This window comes from Neotamlana nanhaiensis (assembly GCF_000943555.1).
Classification (GTDB): domain Bacteria; phylum Bacteroidota; class Bacteroidia; order Flavobacteriales; family Flavobacteriaceae; genus Neotamlana; species Neotamlana nanhaiensis.
In genome coordinates this window covers 506,365-530,752 of record NZ_JTDV01000001.1, presented here as the reverse complement: position 1 = coordinate 530,752, position 24,388 = coordinate 506,365, and the positions used below count along the sequence as shown (strand labels likewise).

The following is a 24,388-nucleotide window of genomic DNA, read 5'->3' as shown; positions in this document are numbered from 1 at the left end:
TTTGGGTTTTATTTTCAAGGGCAAATTTAATATTTAAATACTATTTTAGCACAGTATTTGTTATTAATAAAGTTAAATATTAATAAAATGAATCACTTTGCTCCCAAATATATAGCCTTCATTTTCTTTTGCTTATCTATATCGGCATTTAGTCAAATTAAATTATCACATCATATTCAAGATTCTAAACTTTCAAAAAGCAATAATAATGCTTTGTTTTTTGTTGATTTTTGGGCAACATGGTGTAACCCTTGTATTCATGTATCGAAATATTTAGAAACTTTACAAAAGCAGTTTCCCGAAAATTTTTATGTTTTATCCTTAACTCAAGAAACTCCAGAGGTAGTAACTAAGTTTTTACTTAAACATGACATAAATTTGGCAATTGCAATAGATTATGATGGGGAAACTTTTAAAAAGCATAACATTTACAGCTTACCACATGGTATTTTATTTAATGCTAACGGAGAAAAACTTTGGGAAGGTCATCCTGCAAATTTTAAAAAGCAACACCTAGAATCCTTTTTAAAAAAGCATACAAAGTTAGCCTCAAAAAGTTCTTTTTTTAAAATAGAAGCTTATGTTGAAACTTCAAATAATCAAAATGAAAATAACACAAAAGATTTCGATTATTCTATTTTAGAAAACTTTACCCCGTTTTCTGCTGTTCAAATTCTTGAAAACGATGATTTTATTGCATTAAGCGGCAGTTTACAACAAATTTTAGGGTATGTTTTAAAAGTTAATACTAAACAAATTGTAGTTAATAATTTGGATAATATAAATTACCTTATGCGCTTTAATAAATATAGTCATGCCTTTATAAATATGAAGCATACCATTTTTGACGCTTTAAATTTAAGCGAAACTATTAATGACGATAGTGGTGAGATTTTAAGTGTTTCATTAAATCAAACTAATTTCTGGGATAATAATCAAATAAATTGGGAAGGAAATAATCAAAAATTCCTAATTGGAGACTCCGAATTACAAGCCGATAATGTGAGTTTTAACGAATTGCTGTATAAAATTTCGAATCTTATTGATATTCCTGTTATTTTAAGTCAAAATTATGTAGATGCTTCACTGCACGATTGGCAAATTCATTATAAGTATTTCGAGTTTATGGTGAGTAACTTTGAAGATTATGGTGTAAAAATTTTAAAGAAAAAAGGCAGTTATCCAGTCTATAAGATAACAAAAAAAGCACCCTAATTAAGGTGCTTTTTATAATTAATTGCTAATATTAGTTCCTAGTTTAAAACTCTAAACTCGGTTCTTCTGTTTTTTTGATGATCAGCTTCAGAGCAATCTACACCATTTGAGCAACGGTTTACTAAACGCGTTTCGCCATAACCTTTAGCTGTTAAACGATTTCTAGAAATTCCCTTTGATACTAAGTAGTTAACAACAGAGTTGGCACGTTGTTGTGATAATGACATGTTAAAATCGTCGTTTCCTCTAGAATCTGTGTGAGACATTAATTCGATATTTACAGGTTTGCTATTTAATAATGGTAATAAAGTTTCATCTATAATTTTTTTCGATGCTGGCGTAATTCTAGCGCTTCCTAACTCATAAAAAATGGGTAAAACATTGGCGCTTAATAAACCACAATCTACTTCTTCCCAGGTTGTTATACCTCCTTTTTTAGCTAAAACCGTTTTGGTTACAGTTTGCGTTTTTGCAGGAACTGTTACGCTTGTGGTACTTGCAGGTTTATCTAATACTTGTTTTTTAATAGTAGCGTATTCGGCAGGAATTTCAATTTCATCCATTCTAGCAGGTGTTTTTATAACACGCTTTTTGTATGAGGCACTCGTTTCGGAAACGGGTATATTTTTAGTACTCGCATCGCTCGCTAAGGTTGTAAAGCTAACATCTTTAGATTGCGATGGGTATTCTACAAAACAAGCAACAACACAATCTTCTTTATTCGGCGAGTCGCAAGCTGTTTCTTTATATTCCCAACCCGACGTAGCTGGATACACTTCAAAAGTTTTTGAATCTGATCCAAAACTGGCTGGAATTACCTCTAAGTTTGTTCGGCCTTCTTTTTTTACATAAGAAACATCAACAGTTTCATAAGTTGCAGGAACATAAACAAACTTTTTTGATGCTTCTTTTACTAAAACACGCTCTTCAACGGTTTTGTAGGTTGCTGGAACTACCGTTAGTTTTGTGTAAGCAGGATACACCTCAATAGTTTCTTCAACATCCTTAAATTCATCCTTGGTAATACATTTAACATAACACTTTCCAGGTTCGGGGTTCGCAGGTAAACTTTGTGCGTTAACAAAGCCAATGCCTAATAATAACATTAGACCAAATGATAGATTTTTTTTCATTTTTTTTAATTTAGTTAATGGATAATTTTTTATTAATCTTCGTCTGTTTAGACACATAAAAAATTAATTAGTCACTAAATTTATAAAATGACAGCTCAAAGTTTGTTAAGAAGACTTTAACTTAATGTAAGTTAAGATGTTGATTAAGTAAATATTATGGTTTTATTGTTAAATACCATTACTTTTCTGTTAGCATGTAGTTTTACTGCGTTTGCCAATACTATTTTTTCTAAATCGCGCCCTTTTGCTATTAAATCTTTTATGGCATGGGCATGGGTAACTCGTGTTACATCTTGTTCTATAATTGGACCAGCATCGAGCTCTTCGGTTACATAATGGCTTGTAGCACCAATAATTTTTACACCACGTTTATATGCAGAATGATAGGGTTTCGCGCCTACAAATGCAGGTAAAAACGAATGATGAATGTTAATTATCTTGTTTTTATAAACATCAATTAATTTACTTGAAACAATTTGCATATAACGCGCCAATACTATAAAATCGATGTTATGTGCTTTTAAAAGTTCTAGTTGTTTTGCTTCAGCTTCAGCCTTTGTGTTTTTAGTAACTGGAATATGATAAAACGGAATTTTAAAATTATCGGCAATATGCTTTAAATCCTTGTGATTACTTATAATAAACGGAATTTCTAAATTTAATTCGTCCGAATTATATCGTGCTAATAAATCGTATAAACAATGGTCGTATTTTGAAACAAAAATTGCCATTTTGGGTTTTGCTTCCGATGAGTATATGCGCCATTTCATAATAAACTTATCGGCTAATGAAGCTTTAAAATCAGCCTTAAAATCATCAGTTGTAAAATCTTCTCTAGCAAATTCGCTTTCTAAGCGCATAAAAAATATGTTTTGCTCTCTATCTACATACTGATCAATATAAACAATATTGCCTTCATTTTTAACAATAAAATTTGTTACCGAAGCAATAATATTTGGTTGATCGTTACAGTGAATAAGGATGGTAATTTTGTTCATTTTTTTTGCTTAAAAAGGTAAAATTAAATTAAAATCGCTTGAAACTATGTTTAAATTTATTTTTTGAATAATTTTACGTAAAAGTTCTGTTTTATTGAATTTTTTACAAACCAATAAGCTAAAACTGATTATTTATTAACAATGAAACACCAATTACCATACAAACCAAATCATAAAGTACGTATTGTAACCGCAGCATCGCTTTTTGATGGGCATGATGCTTCTATAAATATTATGCGCCGCATTATACAAGCAACAGGCGTAGAAGTTATTCATTTAGGTCATGATCGTAGTGTAGAAGAGGTTGTAAATACCGCAATACAAGAAGATGTTAACGCTATAGCTTTAACCTCGTACCAAGGTGGGCATAACGAGTATTTTAAATTCATGTACGACCTTTTACATGAAAAAGGCGCAGGACACATCAAAATTTTTGGCGGTGGCGGCGGTGTAATTCTTCCTTCAGAAATTAAGGAATTGATGGATTACGGTATCACCAGAATTTATTCACCAGATGATGGAAGAGAATTGGGTTTACAAGGCATGATTAATGATTTAGTTGAAAAAGCAGATGCCCCTTCCAGCTTCCCCAAAGGGGAAGAGCCAAAAGTATCTAATCAGGACGCGTCAGCATTATTGAGCTTAAGTACTGAAGACTTGCAGAAAGAATTAAAACATAAAAGTGTTAATGTTATAGCTAGGTTAATCTCTCTGGCAGAAAATAATCATGATGATTTTGAGATTTTATCTTCACGTCTGAGTATGAATTCCTCTCCTTCGGGGAGGTTAGGAGGGGTTGTTTTAGGTATAACAGGGACTGGTGGCGCAGGAAAATCTAGTTTGGTAGACGAGCTAGTGAGACGTTTTTTAATCGATTTTCCAGAAAAAACTATTGGAATAATTTCGGTAGATCCATCAAAACGAAAAACTGGAGGCGCATTATTAGGTGATCGCATTCGTATGAATGCTATTAACTCACCTCGTGTGTATATGCGAAGTTTAGCAACGCGTCAAAGTAATTTGGCATTATCAAAATATGTTAATGAAGCGGTTGAGGTTTTAAAAGCTGCAGAATACGATTTAATCATTTTAGAAACGTCTGGTATTGGTCAATCTGATACAGAAATTATAGAACATTCTAACGTTTCACTTTACGTGATGACGCCGGAATTTGGTGCTGCAACACAGCTGGAAAAGATTGATATGTTAGATTTTGCCGATTTGGTAGCCATCAATAAATTTGATAAACGGGGCGCTTTAGATGCTTTAAGAGATGTGCGTAAACAATACATGCGTAACAATAATCTTTGGGATCTACCGCAAGATAAGCTACCTGTTTTTGGTACCATTGCATCACAGTTTAACGATCCAGGAATGAATACGCTATACAAAACAGTAATGGATAAATTAGTTGAAAATACTGAAGCCGATTTAAATTCAACGTTTGAAATTACAGAACAAATGAGTGAGAAGGTATTTGTTATTCCACCAAATCGTACGCGTTATTTGTCTGAAATTGCCGAAAGTAATCGTGATTACGATAGCACTGTTGAAGTTCAAGTTGAAGTCGCTCAAAAATTATATGGAATTTATAAGACGATATGCTCAGTTGGTGATGTCACATCGAGCGCAGTCGAGATGTCTTTTTTAGGAAAACAAGGTTTAGATCAAGATGAAATTTTGAAACATACTTCGACTACGCTCAGTACAGGAGTTCAGGATGACAAAAAGGATTTCATCAAAATGCTCATCACAGAATTTGACCGTGTTAAACTAAATTTAGATCCTTACAATTGGGAAGTAATCACAGGTTGGAAAGACAAAGTAAACCAATACAAAGCTCCAATTTACAGTTTTAAAGTTCGTGATAAAGAAATAAAAATAGAAACACATACCGAGTCACTTTCGCATTTACAAATCCCAAAAGTTGCTTTGCCAAAATACCAAGCTTGGGGAGATATTTTAAAATGGACGTTACAAGAAAATGTACCCGGAGAATTTCCGTACACCTCAGGATTGTATCCATTTAAACGAAAAGGGGAAGACCCAGCACGTATGTTTGCTGGTGAAGGCGGGCCAGAACGTACCAATAAACGTTTTCATTATGTAAGCCAAGGTTTGCCAGCAAAGCGTTTATCTACAGCGTTTGATAGTGTTACGCTTTACGGTAACGACCCCGATTTACGTCCAGATATTTACGGTAAAATAGGTAATGCAGGTGTTAGTATTTGCTGTTTAGACGATGCAAAAAAATTATATTCAGGGTTTAATTTAGCAGATGTAAAAACATCGGTAAGTATGACTATTAATGGTCCTGCTCCAATGCTGTTGGGATTTTTTATGAATGCAGCTATAGACCAACAATGCGAAATTTACATTAAAGAAAATGGTCTTGAAAAAGAAGTGGAAACTAAAATTACTAAACTTTATAAAGATAAAGGTATAGAGCGACCACAATACCACGGAGATTTACCAGAAGGTAATGATGGTTTAGGGTTAATGTTATTAGGTGTTACTGGTGATCAAGTGTTGCCAAAAGCGGTTTATAACGATATAAAAAAAAGAACAATAGCTCAAGTAAGAGGAACCGTTCAGGCAGATATTTTAAAAGAAGACCAAGCGCAGAATACCTGTATATTTTCGACAGAGTTTGCCTTGCGTTTAATGGGAGATGTGCAAGAATATTTTATAGAGAATAATGTACGGAATTTTTATTCGGTATCTATTTCTGGTTATCATATTGCCGAAGCTGGTGCAAACCCAATTACCCAATTGGCATTAACTTTATCTAATGGTTTTACTTACGTGGAATATTATTTAAGTCGTGGTATGGATATTAATAAGTTTGGACCAAACTTATCATTCTTTTTTTCTAACGGAATCGATCCAGAATATGCTGTAATTGGTCGTGTAGCAAGACGTATTTGGGCAAAAGCTTTAAAGCATAAATATGGAGCCAATGCTAGAGCACAAATGTTAAAGTATCATATTCAAACTTCTGGACGTAGTTTACATGCGCAAGAGATAGATTTTAACGATATTCGTACCACATTACAAGCATTATATGCGATTTACGACAATTGCAATTCATTACATACTAATGCGTATGACGAAGCGATTACAACACCAACCGAAGAGTCTGTGCGTCGTGCAATGGCAATTCAATTAATAATAAATAATGAATTAGGATTAGCAAAAAATGAAAATCCGTTACAAGGCGCGTTTATTATAGAAGAATTAACCGATTTAGTAGAAGAAGCAGTATTAGTTGAATTTGATAGAATAACAGATCGTGGCGGTGTTTTGGGGGCTATGGAAACCATGTACCAGCGAAGTAAAATACAAGAAGAAAGTTTGTATTATGAAACGTTGAAACATAACGGAGACTTCCCAATAATTGGGGTAAATACTTTTTTAAGTAGTAAAGGTTCTCCAACGGTTTTACCAATGGAAGTGATTAGAGCAACCGACGAAGAAAAGCAAAATCAAATTAAAACTTTAGAAAATTTACATAAAGGAAATGAAACGGAAGACTTATTAAAAAATCTTCAGCAGAAGGCTATAAACAACGAAAATATGTTCGAAGCTTTAATGGAAGTTTGTAAAGTGTGCAGCTTAGGACAAATTACTTCGGCGTTATTTAAAGTTGGCGGTCAATATAGGCGAAATATGTAAAAAGTTTTTGCTCGAATAAAAAGAAAAAATGAGAGGGAAATTTTGACAACACGACAAAAATACGTAAATTTGTGTAAATTGTCGTGTCATGAAATCGTATACAACATCTTCAGAAATTAAAAATTTAGCTCAAGAGCCTAAAGTATTTTATGGTTTAAATAATAAATACGATCGTATTGTAAGCGTATTGGGCGGTAGTGTTGCTGTTGGGCAATCTATAAATAATGATCTTGACTTAATCGAAATAACCCGTAAAGGTTTACCAAAATCGGTGTTACAAACCTTAAGTTCAATTTTATCTATTTCTATGGAACAAATGAGCCAATTGTTGCATGTATCGCACCGTACAATTCAACGTAAAAACGATACCGATTTACTCAATGTATATTCTACCGAGCAAATCCTAGAAATTGCCGACGTTATTTCAAGAGGAATTGAGGTGTTGGGTTCGCTCGAAACATTTACGGCTTGGTTGCATACCGAGGTACGCCATCTTAATTATAAAAAACCTATTCATTACCTCGATACTAGTTTTGGTACTAATTTAATTAAAGATACCCTTGGTCGCATCGAGTACGGTGTTTATTCATAATTTTATTATGCGGGTTTTTAGAATTGCTAAAAAGAAGCATTTAAAGGATTTAAGTGGCGAAGGAGCGCGACTTTTTGGTGGCCGATGGAATAAACCAGGCACTAACATATTATACACCTCCGAATCGTTGGCGCTTTCAGTTTTAGAATTATTAGTTCATATTGATTATAAGTTCGTAAATGAAGATTTTGGGTTTATTGAATTAGATGTGCCAGATTCGCTAACTATTTCAACATTAAAACCGTCAATATTAAAAGAAAACTGGCGCGAAAATCCGCCTTTGTCATTTACACAAGATTATGGCTCAAATTGGATAAATAATCAGAAAAATATGGTGTTAAAAGTGCCATCGGCAGTGTTGCCAAACGGATTTAATTATTTATTAAACCCTAAACATGAATCTTTCAAATTAATAAAAATTGTGAAAACGGGTAATTTAGAATTAGATGCGCGCTTGGTTTAATTTTTAAACTTTACAATGTCATCACCCAACTACGTTGTAATTTTTTAAATTTACGCAATTCACTTCGCAATATGGGTAAAAAGTCTTTCCCGTTACTGTTTGATTTTTCTAATCGGTATGAGTTTTTGTAAAGTCTGTTCGTTAATCTTTTTAAAGAAGCTAGATGTTTACGTTTTTTGTAAGAACAACGTTCAGATTGCGCATTAGCAATTTCAGGTGCTAGTGAATTAGATTGTTGAACAATATCTCCAGAAAAGTAAATGTTGTTATCTTCGGTACCATCTGAATTAAGAGCAGATAAGTCATCGTTTAAGTATAATGATATACTTTGCGAAAGTGTAAAAATTTCTTGCGCTTTAATATAAATCGGTAATTCCGATAGATTTAGTGGGGTATTAGCAGACATTTGTTTGTTTTCTTAGCAATTACATCAAAATTACAGACATCTAGCTGTAATCTTCTTTAGAATTTAAAGTAAAATCGTATATTTGATTTAAATTTTAATTTTTTGAATTAATATTTCTTTTAAATGAAGTTAGATACGCTTAATGGTAAGATTTTGAAGTGTTTACAGGAAAATGCTCGCCTTTCGAATGCCGAAATTGGTAGACGCGTTGGTATAAGTTCACCTGCAGTTTCAGAGCGTATAAAAAAAATGGAAGATTTAGGTATAATTGAAGGTTATAAAGCCATTGTATCGCCTTATGAAATAGGTTATCAGTTAAAAGCTATAATTACACTTCGTGCTTTTATGGGTAAACTGAAGCCTTTTTTAGAAAAAGTTAAAACCTATGAGGAGGTAATAAACTGTTACCGCATTACAGGTGATGAAAATATTGTTATGGAGGTTGTTTTAAAAAATAACAAACATCTAGAGAGTTTTATAGACCAATTAATAACCTATGGCGAATCGAAAACCCAGATTGTATTATCGCGTGTAATTAAACAAAAGGAGGTTATTCCGTTAAAATAATTGGTGAATTAAAGCAGGTCCTCAGGGTCTACATCATCGTAGTTTACACCAGGTGGATTAAAAAGTCCCCATCTATCAATAATGTAATTCCAGCAATCAAAGGTCTTTACCCATTCGGCAAAAAGTACTCTAAATTCCTCAACTTCATGTCTTAAAATATCTAAATATTCGGTGTCTTTAAATCCAAACATTTGTATACCTCTAATATCTGTTATTAGCTCTCGAGCAGCTTTTCTAATAATGGCGGCGTTTTCCATTTTTATATCATAGAGCATATCCTCATCGGCAGCACCAGCTATTTTAGCAGGAATAATTAGTGCATTCTCTTTTAAATACTCAATATTTCGTTTAACCATTTCAGATTCAACCTCTGATTTGAAATCTATATCAGTGTTTTCAACTGTTTCAGTAATGTGTAGTACAATATCTTGTATTTCTAATGCCTTTTTAAAAATTGGCAATTTTTCCCATTTTTCAAATATCATGGCTTCAAAATTTTAAAAACGATTATTTTAATTGTTTTTCAATATGTTCAGCAATGAGTTTTGCATGAATTCTCGAGTTTTCAATAAACCATTTGTGTGTTTCTTCGCCACCACAAATTACGCCAGCTAAATACAAACCTTTTACATTGGTTTCCATCGTTTCTGGGTTGTAAATAGGTATGCGTTTATCTTTTGATAGCGCAATACCATTGGCTTCTAGCATTTTAAAATTGGGTAAATACCCAGTTAGAGCGACAACGTAATCGTTGGGCAGGTTTACGGTGTTTTCAGGGGTTTTGATAACCACGGTTTCTGGTTTAATAGCTGTAATCTCACTATTAAAATAAGCCGAAATACTACCTTCTTCTATACGATTTACGATATCGGGGCGCACCCAATATTTAACACGTTCTCCAATGGATTCTCCACGAACTACCATGGTAACATGGCCACCTTTTCTGTAAATTTCTAAAGCGGCATCGACTGCCGAATTACTCGCACCAACCACTACAACATTTTGCAGGGCGTAATTGTGGGCTTCTTTATAATAATGAGTCACTTTAGGTAAATCTTCACCAGGAACATGTAATAGTTTCGGAATATCATAAAAGCCCGTTGAAATAATAACATGTTTGCCTGAATAATTGCCTTTTGTGGTTAAAACGGTGAAATCATTTTCATTTTTATCAATTTTAGTAACTGTTTCGTAGAGATTGATATCTAATTTATTAGAAGTTACCACGCGACGATAATACTCCAAAGCCTCATCTCTATTCGGTTTTGGCTTGTTACTAATAAACGGAATACCATCAATTTCTAACTTTTCTGAAGTTGAAAAAAACGTCATGTTTTTTGGGTAATTGAATAGCGAATTGGTTAATGCGCCTTTTTCAATAACAATATAGCTCCAGCCTCTTTTTTTACATTCTAGTGCGCAGGCAATGCCAATAGGGCCACCACCAATTATTATGATATCTTTTTTGTTTTCCAAGATGTTTTTGTTTTGTTTGTTTTTAAATTTTCTTTTAAAACGAATAAAATAATGGCACAAATAACAGCAATACCAGTAATAATGTACCACGTGTTGTTAAAACCAACGTTTGCTGTTAGTTGTAAACCAGCGTTATGACCAAAAATATGAGCGATTGAAAATGAAATGGAATACAACGCCATGTACTCGCCTTGGTTTCCTTTTTTTGCACGTTCTACAGCGAATGCGTTAGAAAACGGGAAGGTAATCATTTCCCCAAATGTCATAAGCAACATGCCAATAATTAAAATTCCAGACCAAGAGGTTAGGTTTAAAATAAATAAACTTAAACCTGTTAAAACAATCCCAAAAAACATGAGGCCAAGTTTAGTAAAGCTTGTGTTTTCTAGCCATTTAATTAAAGGCATTTCGAATACAAAAATAAGAAATCCGTTAAGTCCTAAAAGAATACCAATTTCAAATTCTGTTAAAACATGCACATCTTTGTAGTAAATGGTTATGGTTGAAAAATATTGTAAAAATACAATACCAAAAAGAGCCATGGCTACCAGGAATACCAAGAAAATACCGTCGCTGTAAGCCGATACAGGGTTTTCCACTTTTACTTCATCTAAAACTTTAGCTTTCTTTGGGTGTAAAACTTTTATCATAACCAAAGTAGCAATAATACAGGTAATACCATCAACCCAAAATAGTCCGCCATAACCTAAACCTGTAATGATTAAACCCCCAAGTGCAGGACCAGCCGAAAATCCTAAATTTATAGCTAACCGAATGAGCGTAAGCGAGCGTATTTTATTTTCGGGTTTGCTGTAGGCATTAAGCGCTACAAACATCGCTGGTCTAAAGGTATCGGCAACTAGCATTACTACAAAAATACCCAAGCAAATGGTTGCAAACGTGTTTAAAAACTGAAGTCCGATAAACAAAACACCAGTTGCCCACAAGCTATTAACCATCACTTTATAGTACCCAAAAGAGTCGGTTAATTTACCGCCTAACCAAGAGCCTACCACAGAGCCTAAACCAAATGCGCTCATTACCCATGCAATATGGCTTACCGTAAATTGCAAATCTTCTTTTAGGTAAAGTGATAAAAATGGAATAACCATCGTGCCTGCACGGTTAATTAAAGTAATTAAAGCCAACCACCAAATTTCGGTAGATAAACCTCTAAATGTGTTAATGTAGTTTTTAAATAGAGTTGCCATAGCTTCTGTAAATTCTATCTTTTATAGAATATTTATTGGTTAGGTATTAAAATAAAAAAGTCCGACAGTGATGTCGGACTTTTATGAAATATTGTATTATTACTTAGTTAAATCACCGCAATACAAAACAAGTCCAACTGTTCTTCATCGAAGAATAGGTTAGTTGCTTTTTACAAATTGTGATGTTTACGCGCATTTTGTTTCTGTTTGTTACTTCAAAACTAGGTAAAAAAGTTTTAAGTTGTATTTTTGAATTGAAAAAATTTACCATGCGAACAATAATACTATTCCTTGCTGTGCTATTTTGTTTAACGAGCTGCGCACAAAAAAAGCGCTTTATAAAAGGAGAAACCGAATTTCAAAAGGAAATAAACGCCGAATATAAAGATGCAAGTACATCTCCTTTAAAAAAGGCAGATAGAAAAGCTTTTGAAGGTCTTGATTTTTTTAAATTAGATTCATCGTTTGTGGTAAATGCAAAATTAGATCGTACACCTGATAGTAAATGGTTTAATATGAAAACCACCACAAGTCGCTTGTCTAAAGAGCGTGTGTTTGGAGTTTTACATTTTGAATTAAAAGGAAAAGCATTTCAGCTTAATGTTTATCAAGGTAAAGATTTAATGCAAGAAGAAGGTTATGAAGATTACCTTTTTCTGCCGTTTCTAGATGAAACTAATGGCGATACAAGTTATGGTGGCGGTCGCTATATCGATCTTCGTATTCCTGCAGGAGATTCTGTAACTATTGATTTTAACAAGGCGTATAACCCTTATTGTGCCTACAACGATAAATATTCTTGCCCTATAGTGCCACGAGTAAATTATTTACGAACTAAAATTGAAGCTGGTGTAAAGGCCTTTGACAAGCATTAAATTACTTGGTATAAAACCAAACTTTCGATTGAAAAGGATCGAAAATAACTTTTTTGCTATCCATTAAAAAGGATGCGCCTAGTTGTGCTGCAGGAATTTTCCAAGTACCAATACCTCCACAAGTTTGTGCTTCGGGTGGTGTTTGTTTTAAAAATATATTAACATCGGAGGTTAAAAATATAGGAGAACCATCAATTGAAGTTATTGAAAATTGTACACCTTCAGGTAATGTATAAGCTTTTACTGCTTCACTGTAATAACTTACGCAAGTACTTAATGTAATATTTGCTGAAGGGTTTTCAACTAAATAAATATCAGCATCAATTAAAGCATTAAAAAAAGCTTGATTGATGTTAATGGAATGTTGGTATTTCGCATCATCGTAGCCAGAATCTATTTGAGCCGTGGCACTAATTTTTCCAATTTTAACAGGAATTGTAGGGATGTTTGCGGTACAATCGTTGTTTAATTTACTATAATCATTAGCGTAGTAACCAATGGTTGATGCAGCTTTAAAACCTAAGCTATCTAATGTTTTGTTGGTGTAAAATTGAGTGGAGTTAGATTTATAAATGGCTTTGTTTTGAAAATCTAAAGTGTAAATATTCGTGGTTAAAAAATCAGTTCCAATTATTCCAGCTTGTTTAAAATTGTTCAAGCCATTAATATTCGCATGGTTTTGATGGTATAAACTCACCGTTCCCCATGGCCCTAAAAAATTAAAATTTGCATATTGGTTGCTTGTATTTTGTGTAGCAAACGGTTTACCGTTTATAAAATTATTGGTATCAATAGTACTATTTGTTGTGCCGAAGTCTACCAAAAAATAACCCTCAAAGTTGCCTACGCTAGCTTTGGCGTAAGGTGTTGTTTGGCCAAGTTTTAAAGGATATTTTTCGCCAAAACCACCTTTGTTTTGGGCACACGCTGTAGCTGAAATAATAATTAAGATTGCGAGAAGATGTAGAGGGAGTTTCATAGTTTAAGTTTATTAAAGCTATTTTTAAACATAAAAAACCACCGTCTAAAAAGCATGAAATCTGTCAATCTGAACTTGTTTCAGAATCTTAAATAATTGATTTTCAAAATACATTAGAATCTGAAACAAGTTCAGATTGACAAAAATGTGGCTTTTTAGATAGCCTCTTATAGGTTAAGCATTTTTTTGCTTGTTTATTTCGTCTTGTAGTTGTCGACGAACTTTTTGTTCGCGTTCTAAAGCTACTTTTCGGTGTTGCTCAAATTCTTCTTCGGTTTCGGCCAATGCTATTTTTGCGCTTTTTGTAATGGCATTACTATTTTTAAATTTATAGATAAATAGTAACAATAGGGCTAATAAAGCGGCGATAATTATCCACATTAAACTGTTGTAGCCTGTTTTACTCATCGATATTCCAAAAAGCGACATGCTGTCTTTTTCGGCATTTGTAGCATCTAAGTTACTTTGTGTGTTGCTTAAATTCGATTTTAAAGAAGCAATTTCTTTAGCTTGAGAAGCTACAATGGCTTTTGTATCGGTTAGGTTTTTATGTACCGTTTTTAACGAATCAATAGTATGCGCGCGTAAAGCGTTTATCATACTCAACTTTACAGCTTCATAAGGTTGCCCATTAGTACCTTTAAAGTTTCCAGATTTCCTTAAAAGGTATTCAAATTGGTCGTTAATAGTACCTGTATTTATAGATTGCGTTTCTTCGTCGTCACTATTTTGGGCAAAAGTAGTTGTTGAAAAAAGGCAAATTAATAGTAAGCAAAAGATGGTTTTAGTAGTCTTCATTTAATATGAAATATATGTAGTTATGTTAGGTTACTAATTTATAAAATTAAGTTTAAATAAAAAGCCTCAAATTAATGAGGCTATCTTATATACGATAAAAATCTAATTTTAGATGCTATTAATAATAAGTATAACGCCTAACTTTAGCTACATATTTTGCTAAACGAATAACTTGATGGCTATAACCATATTCATTATCGTACCAAATATAAAGCACAACATTTTTTCCGTCTTTGCGAACAATGGTGGCTTTACTATCGTAAATTGATGGGGCAGAGCTTCCTATAATATCAGATGAAACTAGCTCGTCACTTAATTCGTATTTAATTTGTTCAACCAAATCACCTTCTAAAGCATATTTTTTTAAAATAGTATTTACGCCATCAAGCGAGGTTTTATTTTTTAATTCTAAATTTAAAATAGCTAAAGATCCATTAGGAACAGGAACTCTAATAGCATTCGATGTTAATTTACCTTCTAAACTCGGTAACGCCTTGGCCACGGCACTTCCTGCTCCAGTTTCGGTAATAACCATATTTAAACCTGCGGCTCTACCACGGCGGTATTTTTTATGAAAATTATCGACTAAATTTTGATCGTTGGTATAGGCGTGAATGGTTTCTAAATGACCACTTTTTACGCCAAAAGAATCTTCAACAGCTTTTAGAACTGGAGTAATAGCATTTGTGGTACATGATGCTGCCGAAAAAATATTTAATTTATCGGGGTTGTAAGTTTTGTGGTTTACGCCATAAACAATATTAGGAATACCTTTTCCTGGTGCTGTTAATATAACTTTATCTACACCTTTTGCTTTTAGGTGTTTGCTTAAGGCGGCTTCATCTCTAAAAGCACCTGTATTATCGATTACTAAAGCATTATTAATTTTAAATTTGGTATAATCGATACTTTCTGGTGTGTTTGCCGAAATAATTTTAACCGTAGTACCATTAATTATTAAGGCTTGGTTTTTTAAATCGATGCTAACTGTACCAAAAAAATCACCATGTACAGAATCGTTACGGAGTAATGAAGCACGTTTTTCAAGAATTTGTTCATTTATCTCACCTCGTGTTACAATAGCACGTAATCGTAATTGGTTGCCTTTACCTGTACGCACCATAAGTTCGCGAGCTACTAAGCGACCAATGCGTCCAAAACCATATAAAACTACATCTTTTGGTGTAATATCACCATTTTTGCTGGCATCTTTTAACTTTGATGCTACAAAAGCCGTGGCATTATTATGAGTGTTTTCTTCTAAATGATACTCGTAAGTAAGTTTGCCAATGTCGAGTTTTGCAGGTGGTAGATTTAAGGTTTTTATTGCCTGAGCAATTTCAACCGAATCGAAAATAGAAACAGGTTTTTGTACAAATTTGCCAGCATAATCGTGTAGATTTAAAATCTGACTAACATTTCTATCAATTAATTGATTTCTAAAAATAACCAGTTCAATTGCTTTGTCGTACCAAAGGTCGTTTACAATTCTAATAAATTCTACGGTGGCTTTTCTTCGGTCGGCTTGAAAGGCTAATTCTTTTTCATAAGCTTTGTTAAAACTCATAATCTTATTTGGTTTAGTTTAATGTTTGATATAGGTAAAAATACTACATTTCAAACGTTTTCGTAAGCGATTTGTCGAAAAAAATAACCCTCCAAAAATGATTATTTCATTTTGAAGGGTTATTGGGGTAGAAAAGAATTTTCTTTTACAAATTATCTAAAATTATAACGTTCTTTTTCGCCGCTACTATTTATAAGTTCAATACGTAATGGTTCGTATTGCGATTTATTTTTTAGCGCGTTTTTAACGTCGTCAATGTTATTTATTTCAATATCGTTTATGGCGGTAATTATGCAACCTTCTTTAACACCGTTCTTTTTCCAGTAGGTTTCATATTGACCATCTAAGTCAGTAATTTTTACACCGTTTTTAGCGTTTAATCGTTTTAAATCTTCTTTTTTGGCATTTTTAACCATACCAACTAATGGCATTGTAAACGTTTCATTTCTAGTGAGTGTAACAGGTATTGTTTTTAGTGATCCATTTTTATAAACAGTAAGGTTAACAACATCACCAGCACGTTTGGCTCCAATATGGCCAGTTAAGTCGGCGAATTTCGATACTTTAATATTATCGATTTCTTTAATAATGTCACCTTCTTTAAGACCAGCTTTATCCGCTCCAGAATCTTCAATAACGTTAGCGATGTAAATACCTTCGGTGTCATTTATGCCTAATTCTTCAGAAAATTTACTGTTTAAAGCACCTCCACTAATACCTAAAATACCATTTTGCACGTTTCCGTATTCCATAATATCTTCAATAACACGACGTGCAATATTACTAGGCACTGCAAACGAGTAACCTACGTAAGACCCTGTTTGCGATGATATAGCGGTATTAATACCTACTAATTCGCCATTGGTGTTTACAAGTGCACCACCAGAGTTTCCAGGGTTTACTGCGGCATCGGTTTGAATAAACGATTGTAAAAACGTTCCTGTTTGGTCTAAATTTCTTGCTTTGGCACTAATTATTCCAGCTGTTACGGTCGATGTTAAATTAAACGGATTTCCAACAGCCAAAACCCATTCACCAATTTTAGCAGTGTCGGAATCTGCAAAAGTTACATAAGGTAAATCTTCGTCAGATTCAATTTTTAAAAGCGCAATATCGGTTTTGGGGTCTGTACCCACAATTTCGGCTTCGTAAGTTTTATTGTTATTTAAGGTAACGGTAAGTTTGTCAGAATTATTAATAACATGGTTGTTTGTAATAATGTAACCATCGGCATTAATAATAACACCAGAACCTGTTCCTTCTTGAGCCCGTTGTGGACTTCTTCCTAAAAATAAATCTTGAAAACTCATTTGCCCGGTGCTTATGGTAATGTTTTTTACGTGAACCACAGCATTTACGGTGTTTTCGGCAGCTACGGTAAAATCTACTTTATCTTCTGCACTGTACAATGCGTTTAGGTTTGTGGTGGGTAAAAAAGACGGGGTACTATCGGTTGTACTAACCACTACGGCATCATCTTTCTCTAAAAATAATTTGTAAGCACTTAAGGTAAAAATACCTCCCAGAGCAGATACTAAAACAAGTGTTAAAACCTTTTTCATAATTTAAATGTATTTTACTTAAAGTTATTTATTATTAAAAACAATCACTTAAAATTGTGAATGCTTTATGTTTTTTGTTAAGAACGATTAAAATTAATTATTTATTGAATTTCATTTTACCTTTTAACTATTTTTAACGTCGTTTTTAACGCCTTTTAACAACAATAAAAATGGTTTTATATTTATATATTTGTGTTTCGTTATGACGCAAACTTTTTACAAATATCAAGGTACAGGAAACGATTTTGTGATGATTGATAATCGTTCACAAACATTCGACAAAAATAATACCAAACAGGTTGCTTTTTTGTGCGACCGACGTTTTGGCATTGGAGCCGACGGACTAATTTTACTTGAAAATCATCCCGATTTAGATTTTAAAATGGTGTATTACAATGCCGATGGTAACGAAAGCACCATGTGTGGTAATGGCGGGCGTTGTTTGGTGGCGTTTGCAAAACATCTTGGAGTTATTAAAGATAAAGCCGTTTTTGAAGCTATTGATGGTTTACACCATGCTACTATAAAAGATGATATTGTTAGCCTACAAATGCTAGATGTTGATGTAGTTGAAAACCATAAATCGCACGTGTTTTTAAATACAGGGTCGCCGCACCATGTGCAATTCGAGGAGACTATTGAAGCTTTTGATATTAAATCGTTAGGCGCTAAAATCCGCTATGGCGCACCGTACAATCAAGCTGGTAGTAATGTGAATTTTGTTAAGAAGCTATCCGATTCTAATTTTAGGCTACGAACTTACGAACGTGGCGTTGAGGATGAAACTTTATCTTGCGGAACAGGAGCTACAGCAGTAGCCATTGGCATGCATTACATTGGCGAAACCGAGAAGAATTTAATCGATTTAAATGTTGAAGGAGGAAAACTGCAAGTATCGTTTGATGTTGATAATGGCGTTTATAAAAATGTTTGGTTAATAGGGCCAGCAAAATTTGTGTTTAAAGGCAATATATGATAACCTTAAAAGGAGAACATATTTATTTACGTGCGCTAGAACCTGAAGATTTAGAGTTTATTCACGACATTGAAAACGATGAAACCATTTGGGAAATTAGTAACACACAAACCCCATATTCTAAATACTTAATAAAACAATATTTAGACCATGCACACAAAGATATTTTTGAAGTAAAACAGTTGCGTTTAGCTATTTCAAATTACAACAAAGATACTTTAGGCATGATTGATATTTTCGATTTCGATTTTAAAAATTCTCGTGCCGGAGTTGGCGTTTTAGTCAAAGAGATTAACAACAGAGACAAAGGTTTTGGTAGCGAAGCTTTAAAATTACTTGTTAATTATTGTTTCACGCATTTAGGATTGCATCAATTATATTGTAACATTACTGAAGACAACCAAGCCAGTATAAAGCTATTTACCAAACAAGGATTTAAAAAGGTAGGTCTAAAAAAAGATTGGACTAAAATTAACGGTTCTTACAAAAACGAATACTTATTTCAGCTAATAAAAAACTAAATGTACATTAAAAAAATACTTATTGCTATTGCGTTAATAGGGCTTGTAGCAGCCGCTTATTTTGCAAGTTTTGTGTATAAAGCTATGATAAAGCCAAATACCGCTTTTAACAACGAATCGGCTTATATTTTTGTACCAACTCATGCTAATTATGAAGAAGTTAGAAGTCAGTTAGAGCCTTTATTAGCAGATATTGAGTCTTTTGATGTTTTAGCTGAACAAAAAAAGTACACTTCAAATATTAAAGCAGGACGTTTCGAAATAAAAAAAGGAATGAATAATAACGATATTATAAATTCTATTAGAAGTCGAAATTTACCAATTAAACTGTCGTTTAACAATCAAGAAACTTTAGAAAAATTAGCAGGACGCATTGCCACTCAAATTGAAGCAGATAGCTTGTCGTTATTAAATGCAATGACTGATGCTACATTTTTAAAAGAAAATAAATTTAACAAAGCTACGGCATTAGGAATGTATTTGCCTAATACTTATGAGTTTTTCTGGAATACTTCGGCAGAGAAGTTTAGAGAAAGAATGTTAACCGAATACAAGCGTTTTTGGAACGAAGCTAGAATAAGAAAGGCCAATGCAATTGGTTTAAATCCTAATCAAGTTATTGCCTTAGCATCTATTGTTTACGAAGAATCAAAACAAGCTACCGAACAACCTCGTGTTGCAGGTGTTTATTTAAATCGTTTACGCATTGGTATGCCTTTGCAAGCGGATCCAACTTTAAAATTTGCAGCATATCAATTGCCTAAGTATAAAAATACTGTAATTAAACGTGTGTTGAATGTGCACAAAGAAATAGAGTCACCTTACAATACTTATAAAAACTTAGGATTGCCACCAGGTTTAATCGCAATGCCCGATATTTCTGCAATCAATGCAGTTTTAAATGCAGAAAAACACAGTTATCTTTATTTCGCGGCTGATGCAAAACGAGTAGGTTTCCATAAATTTGCTAAAACATTAACGCAACATAATGTAAATGCACGCGAATATCAACGTTATTTATCTTCACAGGGCATACTTAAATAATGTATGAATTTTTCAAAAAAATATGGTGTACTTTTAATTTTATTACCATTTTTAGCGGTTTCGCAATCTAAATTCAACACATTTTTTAAGGCAAGCGACACTTTAAATAAACCACGACGCAATACTGTTTTGGTTTCCGAAGCCGCTGTTTCTACACTAACTTTAGTAGGCTTAAGCCAACTTTGGTATGCCGATTACGAGCAATCGAAATTTCATACTACAAACGATAATAACGAATGGTTACAACTCGATAAAGTTGGGCATGCCTTTACGGCTTACCAAATGGGGAAACATGGCGCACAATTATTAAACTGGAGTGGCGTTAATAAAAACGAGCAGCTTATTTATGGAGCCACTTTAGGGTTTACATTTTTATCGGCTGTTGAGGTTTTAGATGGTTTTTCGAAAGAATGGGGCTTTTCATGGGGAGATATTTTAGCCAATGCAACAGGAACTGGCTTATATGTTGGGCAAGAATTACTGTGGGATGAGCAACGTATTAGTTTAAAATATTCGTTTCATCATACAAATTTTGCTAGTCAAAATCCAAACAAACTCGGAAAAACGTATATAGAGCAATTTTTAAAAGATTATAACGGGCAAACGTATTGGTTAAGTTTTAATTTACAGTCATTTTTTAAAGAGAGTCAATTGCCAAAGTGGTTAAATTTGGCATTAGGTTATGGGGGAGAAGGAATGTTATCGGGAGTTGAAAATACAAGTTTTATAACGGATAGATACCGACAATTTTTTATAAGCTTCGATGTAAATTTAAACGCAATTAACACTAATTCAAAATGGTTAAGTACACTTTTTGATGTGTTTAATATGATAAAAATACCATTTCCAACTTTAGAATTTAATAAAAAAGGAGGTGTATTTCATCTATTGTACTATTAAAATAGGTTTTTTAACGATAAATTTTGCAGATACTTTAAAAACTCTTACTTTTGCACGCTCAAATTTAAAAAGGTGGTAAAACTTGCTTTTTTCACCTTTGTAAAATTTAGAAGTTATGGTAAGAAATATTGCAATTTACATTACAATAGCACTTACAATTTGTGTACTTATTAATGTGGCCTTTCAAACAACTGAAACGCCAAGTTTGGGTGATTACTCTACAAAGGGTTTAAACTTAAGCTACACTGTAGAAGATAATACCGATGTATTGTCTTTAGCTACAACCGAACAAGAAGACTACGAATTTTCTCCATATTTGGGTAAATCGTTTGTAGGTTTTAAAGAAGCTCTTGCATTTAAAGAGTCTGGTGGAAATTATTTTTCAGTTAACACTTTTGGATATTTGGGGAAATATCAATTTGGTGCTGGAACATTAAAACTTATTGGAATTAATAATCCTAATGAGTTTTTAAAAAATCCGAAGTTACAGGAAAAGGCGTTTATAGCAAATGTAGCCCGTAACAAATGGATTTTACGTCGAGACATTAAGAATTTTGTAGGACGACGTATAAATGGTATAATAGTTACCGAATCTGGAATTTTAGCGGCAGCACATTTAGCAGGTCCAGGAAGCGTAAAAAAGTATTTACGAAGTTATGGTCTTGATAATTTTGCCGATGGTTACGGAACTACTGTACATTATTATATGAAGCGTTTTTCGGGTTATGATACGTCTTTTGTAAAGGCGAACAAAAAAGCGAAAGCGATATAGTAAAAGAAGGTTAATTAGTTTTTATGAATGATGAATATGGTAGGTCTTTTATGAAGGTCTACCATATTTTTTTTCCAGTAATGTGCCGTTTGTGTTTTAATAAATTCGGTTGGTAATGTAATGTCGCAAGCAACGCAAACATTAGTGTTAGAGTCGAGATAGTTTGCTAAATCTTCAAGCATTTTATTGTTTCGGTATGGTGTTTCAATAAATAATTGCGATTGGTTCTGCTCGAGCGATAAGCGTTCCAGACGCTTAATCTCATTTTTTCTATCACCTTTATCTATTGGTAAATAGCCATTAAAGGCAAAACTTTGTCCGTTCATTCCAGAGCCCATCATAGCCATTAAGATGGAAGAAGGTCCAACAAGCGGAATAACCTTTATATTTTTTTGATGTGCAATTTTAACAATATCCGCACCAGGGTCGGCAACACCTGGGCAACCAGCGTCAGATAATAAACCTACATTTTTGCCTTCTAAACAAGGCATCAAAAAGTTTGGTAATTCACCTGGTTCTGTGCGTTTGTTTAATTCAAATAATTTTAGTGAAGGCTGCGATTTTTCAGGGCATATTTTTTTAATAAATCGGCGCGCAGCTTTGCTGTTTTCAACTATAAAATAATCGATGTTTTCAATAGTGTTTTTTACAGTGATTGGTAAAACGTCTAGCGGATTGTTATCACCTAAAGTATTAGGAATTAAATATAATTGCCCTGTAACCGTCATATTATTCCGTTAATTTATTGGCTATAATACTGCATGCTTCATCAAGCATTTTGTATACGTTTTTAAAACCATCGTCGCCACCGTAATAAGGATCGGGAACGTTATAATTTTCGTTAGGATAAACTTCATTTAAAATCATGGCTACTTTAGCAATATCGCTGTCGTTTCGTGCGAGTTTAACAACGTTTTTAAAATTTGAATCATCCATTACGTAAATCAAATCAAAAGCATCAAAATCTGATACTTTAAATTGGCGTCCGCGTAAATTTGAAATATCTAAACCATTTACTTTGGCAATAGCAACAGAGCGCCTGTCGGGAGCATCGCCTATATGATAGTTTGATGTTCCCGCAGAATCTACTGTAAAATGTTCTGGCAATTTGTCTCTTAAAATACCTTCGGCAAGCGGTGAACGACAAATGTTGCCCAAGCAAACCATAAGAACTTTAGTCATTTTAATAGTATTTTAAACCGATAGTTTTTTGGTAATATCTTCAACGTATTTTCTAAATTGTTTATCGGTAGAAGATAGATTGTCAACCGTTTTGCATGCGTGTAAAACCGTTGCGTGATCACGTTTTCCAATTTGAGATCCAATACTAGCTAATGATGCTTTAGTGAATTTTTTGGCAAAAAACATAGCTAATTGTCTGGCTTGTACAATATGGCGTTTACGTGTTTTAGATTGTAAGGTTTCTATATCCATTTGGAAATAATCTGACACTACTTTTTGGATGTAATCTATAGAAACTTCGCGCTTGGTATTTTTTACAAATTTTTCAACAATTACGCGTGCTAAATCAATAGTAACTTCTTTTTTATTGAAAGATGCCTGAGCAATTAAAGAAATAATAGCGCCTTCTAACTCACGAACGTTACTCTTTATGTTTTTCGCAATATAATCTACAATATCGTCAGGCATTACTACACCATCGCGATAAAGTTTGTTTTTTAATATAGAAACACGAGTTTCAAAATCGGGGTTGTGTAATTCTGCCGATAAGCCCCATTTAAAACGAGATAATAAGCGTTGCTCAATATCTTGCATATCAACAGGTGCTTTATCACTAGTTAATACAACTTGCTTCCCGTTTTGGTGTAAATGGTTAAAAATGTGGAAAAATACATCTTGAGTACCACTTTTTCCTGATAAAAATTGAACATCGTCAATAATTAACACATCTATAATCTGATAGAAATGAATAAAATCGTTTCTATTATTCTTTTTTACAGCTTCAATGTATTGTTGTGTAAATTTTTCGGCAGAAATGTATAACACTGTTTTTTCAGGATATTTATCTTTAATATCCACACCAATAGCATGAGCTAAATGCGTTTTTCCTAAACCAACATGTCCAAAAATTAATAACGGATTAAAAGACGTGCCTCCAGGTTTTGAAGCTACTGCTAAACCAGCACTTCTAGCCAATCGGTTAGAGTCGCCTTCTAAAAAGTTTTCAAAACTGTAATTAGGATTTAGTTGCGATTCAATTTTAACATTTCTAATACCAGGAATAATAAAAGGATTTTTTAATTCTCTACTTTTATTATTTAAGGGTATATCTACATCTTGTGATTTTACCGCAGTTCTGTGCGAACTTGGTATTTTTTCGGTAAAGGGTTGTTTATTGCCGTAAGTGTTTTCCATTTTAATAATGTACACTAGTTTGGCAGTTTCACCTAATTCTTTAGTAAGTGCTACTTTAAGAATTTTCACATAGTGCTCTTCAAGCCATTCGTAAAAGAATTTACTAGGTACTTGAATACTCAACGCGTTGTCTGTGAGTTTAACTGCGACTATGGGCTCGAACCATGTTTTGTATGCTTGGGGCTGAATATTATCCTTTATGAATAGTAGACAATTATTCCACACCGATTTCGCAGTTTTACTCATTTGTTTTTAAAATTTCTTTAGGTTTTTTGTTAGATA

General features: G+C 33.3%; 24 protein-coding genes. 11 read left to right on the top strand and 13 right to left on the bottom strand.

Annotated elements, in window-relative coordinates; all coding sequences use genetic code 11:
* Positions 1–87: 87 nt before the first annotated feature.
* Entirely contained in the window at positions 88–1,215 is a 1,128-nt protein-coding gene (locus PK35_RS02130) for a TlpA family protein disulfide reductase (protein ID WP_044624986.1), read from the top strand.
* A gap of 38 nt (positions 1,216–1,253) precedes the next feature.
* Here the strand turns inward: PK35_RS02130 and PK35_RS02125 are convergent, their stop codons facing one another.
* Both PK35_RS02125 and purU read right to left on the bottom strand, forming a co-directional pair.
* Positions 1,254–2,348: an OmpA family protein gene (locus PK35_RS02125; RefSeq protein WP_044625221.1), complete on the bottom strand. Its 1,095-nt coding sequence runs from the start codon at positions 2,346–2,348 to the stop codon at positions 1,254–1,256.
* 143 nt (positions 2,349–2,491) lie between these two features.
* Positions 2,492–3,346, bottom strand: coding sequence for a formyltetrahydrofolate deformylase (gene purU / locus PK35_RS02120; protein ID WP_044624985.1), 855 nt, complete (start codon positions 3,344–3,346; stop codon positions 2,492–2,494).
* A gap of 141 nt (positions 3,347–3,487) precedes the next feature.
* Here purU and PK35_RS02115 point away from each other — a divergent pair, with 141 nt between their 5' ends.
* The 3 genes from PK35_RS02115 (at position 3,488) to PK35_RS02105 (ending at position 8,076) form a co-directional block, all read left to right on the top strand.
* Complete coding sequence (locus PK35_RS02115; RefSeq protein ID WP_044624984.1) at positions 3,488–7,021, top strand: methylmalonyl-CoA mutase family protein; 3,534 nt, start codon at positions 3,488–3,490, stop codon at positions 7,019–7,021.
* An 88-nt stretch (positions 7,022–7,109) separates the two neighbouring features.
* A complete protein-coding gene (gene parS / locus PK35_RS02110) occupies positions 7,110–7,613 on the top strand; it encodes a type II RES/Xre toxin-antitoxin system antitoxin (RefSeq protein ID WP_044624983.1) in 504 nt (167 codons plus the stop codon).
* Positions 7,614–7,620: 7 nt separating this feature from the next.
* A complete protein-coding gene (locus tag PK35_RS02105) occupies positions 7,621–8,076 on the top strand; it encodes an RES family NAD+ phosphorylase (protein WP_044625220.1) in 456 nt (151 codons plus the stop codon).
* A gap of 10 nt (positions 8,077–8,086) precedes the next feature.
* Here the strand turns inward: PK35_RS02105 and PK35_RS02100 are convergent, their stop codons facing one another.
* Positions 8,087–8,482, bottom strand: coding sequence for a hypothetical protein (locus PK35_RS02100; RefSeq protein ID WP_044624982.1), 396 nt, complete (start codon positions 8,480–8,482; stop codon positions 8,087–8,089).
* Between the two features lie 123 nt (positions 8,483–8,605).
* On the opposite strand from PK35_RS02100, the gene PK35_RS02095 reads away from it, so the two are divergent.
* A complete protein-coding gene (locus PK35_RS02095) occupies positions 8,606–9,049 on the top strand; it encodes an Lrp/AsnC family transcriptional regulator (RefSeq protein ID WP_044624981.1) in 444 nt (147 codons plus the stop codon).
* Between the two features lie 8 nt (positions 9,050–9,057).
* Here the strand turns inward: PK35_RS02095 and PK35_RS02090 are convergent, their stop codons facing one another.
* From PK35_RS02090 to PK35_RS02080, 3 genes are read right to left on the bottom strand one after another with little or no spacing between them, the layout of a single operon-like run.
* Positions 9,058–9,534 (bottom strand): hypothetical protein, encoded by a 477-nt coding sequence (locus tag PK35_RS02090; RefSeq protein WP_044624980.1) that lies wholly within the window; start codon positions 9,532–9,534, stop codon positions 9,058–9,060.
* A gap of 22 nt (positions 9,535–9,556) precedes the next feature.
* Positions 9,557–10,525 carry a YpdA family putative bacillithiol disulfide reductase gene (locus tag PK35_RS02085; RefSeq protein WP_044624979.1) on the bottom strand — a complete coding sequence of 323 codons (969 nt, stop codon included), beginning with the start codon at positions 10,523–10,525 and terminating at the stop codon, positions 9,557–9,559.
* Positions 10,501–11,736, bottom strand: a complete 1,236-nt coding sequence (locus PK35_RS02080) for an MFS transporter (protein WP_044624978.1) — start codon at positions 11,734–11,736, stop codon at positions 10,501–10,503. The genes PK35_RS02085 and PK35_RS02080 overlap by 25 nt, the downstream gene beginning before the upstream one ends.
* 269 nt (positions 11,737–12,005) lie before the next feature.
* Between PK35_RS02080 and PK35_RS02075 the strand changes: the two genes are divergently transcribed.
* Positions 12,006–12,611 carry a DUF1684 domain-containing protein gene (locus tag PK35_RS02075; protein WP_044625219.1) on the top strand — a complete coding sequence of 202 codons (606 nt, stop codon included), beginning with the start codon at positions 12,006–12,008 and terminating at the stop codon, positions 12,609–12,611.
* Position 12,612: 1 nt separating this feature from the next.
* On the opposite strand, the gene PK35_RS02070 is transcribed toward PK35_RS02075, so the two are convergent.
* From PK35_RS02070 to PK35_RS02055, 4 genes are all read right to left on the bottom strand, one after another.
* Positions 12,613–13,590, bottom strand: a complete 978-nt coding sequence (locus tag PK35_RS02070) for a hypothetical protein (protein WP_044624977.1) — start codon at positions 13,588–13,590, stop codon at positions 12,613–12,615.
* Between the two features lie 174 nt (positions 13,591–13,764).
* The gene (locus PK35_RS02065) at positions 13,765–14,388 is read right to left on the bottom strand and encodes a hypothetical protein (protein ID WP_044624976.1); all 624 of its coding nucleotides are present in this window, start codon (positions 14,386–14,388) and stop codon (positions 13,765–13,767) included.
* A 118-nt stretch (positions 14,389–14,506) separates the two neighbouring features.
* Positions 14,507–15,955 (bottom strand): glyceraldehyde-3-phosphate dehydrogenase, encoded by a 1,449-nt coding sequence (locus PK35_RS02060; RefSeq protein WP_044624975.1) that lies wholly within the window; start codon positions 15,953–15,955, stop codon positions 14,507–14,509.
* Positions 15,956–16,107: 152 nt separating this feature from the next.
* Positions 16,108–17,517, bottom strand: a complete 1,410-nt coding sequence (locus tag PK35_RS02055) for a trypsin-like peptidase domain-containing protein (RefSeq protein WP_044624974.1) — start codon at positions 17,515–17,517, stop codon at positions 16,108–16,110.
* A 202-nt stretch (positions 17,518–17,719) separates the two neighbouring features.
* On the opposite strand from PK35_RS02055, the gene dapF reads away from it, so the two are divergent.
* The 5 genes from dapF to PK35_RS02030 all read left to right on the top strand — a co-directional run bounded on the left by dapF (position 17,720) and on the right by PK35_RS02030 (position 21,730).
* Positions 17,720–18,493 (top strand): diaminopimelate epimerase, encoded by a 774-nt coding sequence (gene dapF, locus PK35_RS02050; protein WP_044624973.1) that lies wholly within the window; start codon positions 17,720–17,722, stop codon positions 18,491–18,493.
* On the top strand, positions 18,490–19,014 hold the full coding sequence (locus PK35_RS02045; RefSeq protein WP_044624972.1) for a GNAT family N-acetyltransferase: 525 nt from the start codon (positions 18,490–18,492) through the stop codon (positions 19,012–19,014). Before dapF ends, PK35_RS02045 begins: the two co-directional genes overlap by 4 nt.
* Positions 19,015–20,058, top strand: coding sequence for an endolytic transglycosylase MltG (mltG, locus tag PK35_RS02040; protein ID WP_044624971.1), 1,044 nt, complete (start codon positions 19,015–19,017; stop codon positions 20,056–20,058).
* A 3-nt stretch (positions 20,059–20,061) separates the two neighbouring features.
* Positions 20,062–20,958 (top strand): DUF2279 domain-containing protein, encoded by an 897-nt coding sequence (locus PK35_RS02035; RefSeq protein WP_044624970.1) that lies wholly within the window; start codon positions 20,062–20,064, stop codon positions 20,956–20,958.
* Between the two features lie 115 nt (positions 20,959–21,073).
* On the top strand, positions 21,074–21,730 hold the full coding sequence (locus tag PK35_RS02030) for a peptidoglycan-binding protein LysM (RefSeq protein WP_044624969.1): 657 nt from the start codon (positions 21,074–21,076) through the stop codon (positions 21,728–21,730).
* 14 nt (positions 21,731–21,744) lie between these two features.
* On the opposite strand, the gene PK35_RS02025 is transcribed toward PK35_RS02030, so the two are convergent.
* Genes PK35_RS02025 through dnaA form a run of 3 tightly spaced genes read right to left on the bottom strand, consistent with a single transcriptional unit; the run spans position 21,745 to position 24,352 of the window.
* The gene (locus tag PK35_RS02025) at positions 21,745–22,458 is read right to left on the bottom strand and encodes an SAM-dependent methyltransferase (RefSeq protein WP_044624968.1); all 714 of its coding nucleotides are present in this window, start codon (positions 22,456–22,458) and stop codon (positions 21,745–21,747) included.
* Position 22,459: 1 nt separating this feature from the next.
* Positions 22,460–22,912: a low molecular weight protein-tyrosine-phosphatase gene (locus PK35_RS02020; RefSeq protein WP_238320856.1), complete on the bottom strand. Its 453-nt coding sequence runs from the start codon at positions 22,910–22,912 to the stop codon at positions 22,460–22,462.
* A 12-nt stretch (positions 22,913–22,924) separates the two neighbouring features.
* Positions 22,925–24,352 (bottom strand): chromosomal replication initiator protein DnaA, encoded by a 1,428-nt coding sequence (gene dnaA, locus PK35_RS02015; RefSeq protein WP_044624967.1) that lies wholly within the window; start codon positions 24,350–24,352, stop codon positions 22,925–22,927.
* Positions 24,353–24,388 lie beyond the last annotated feature (36 nt).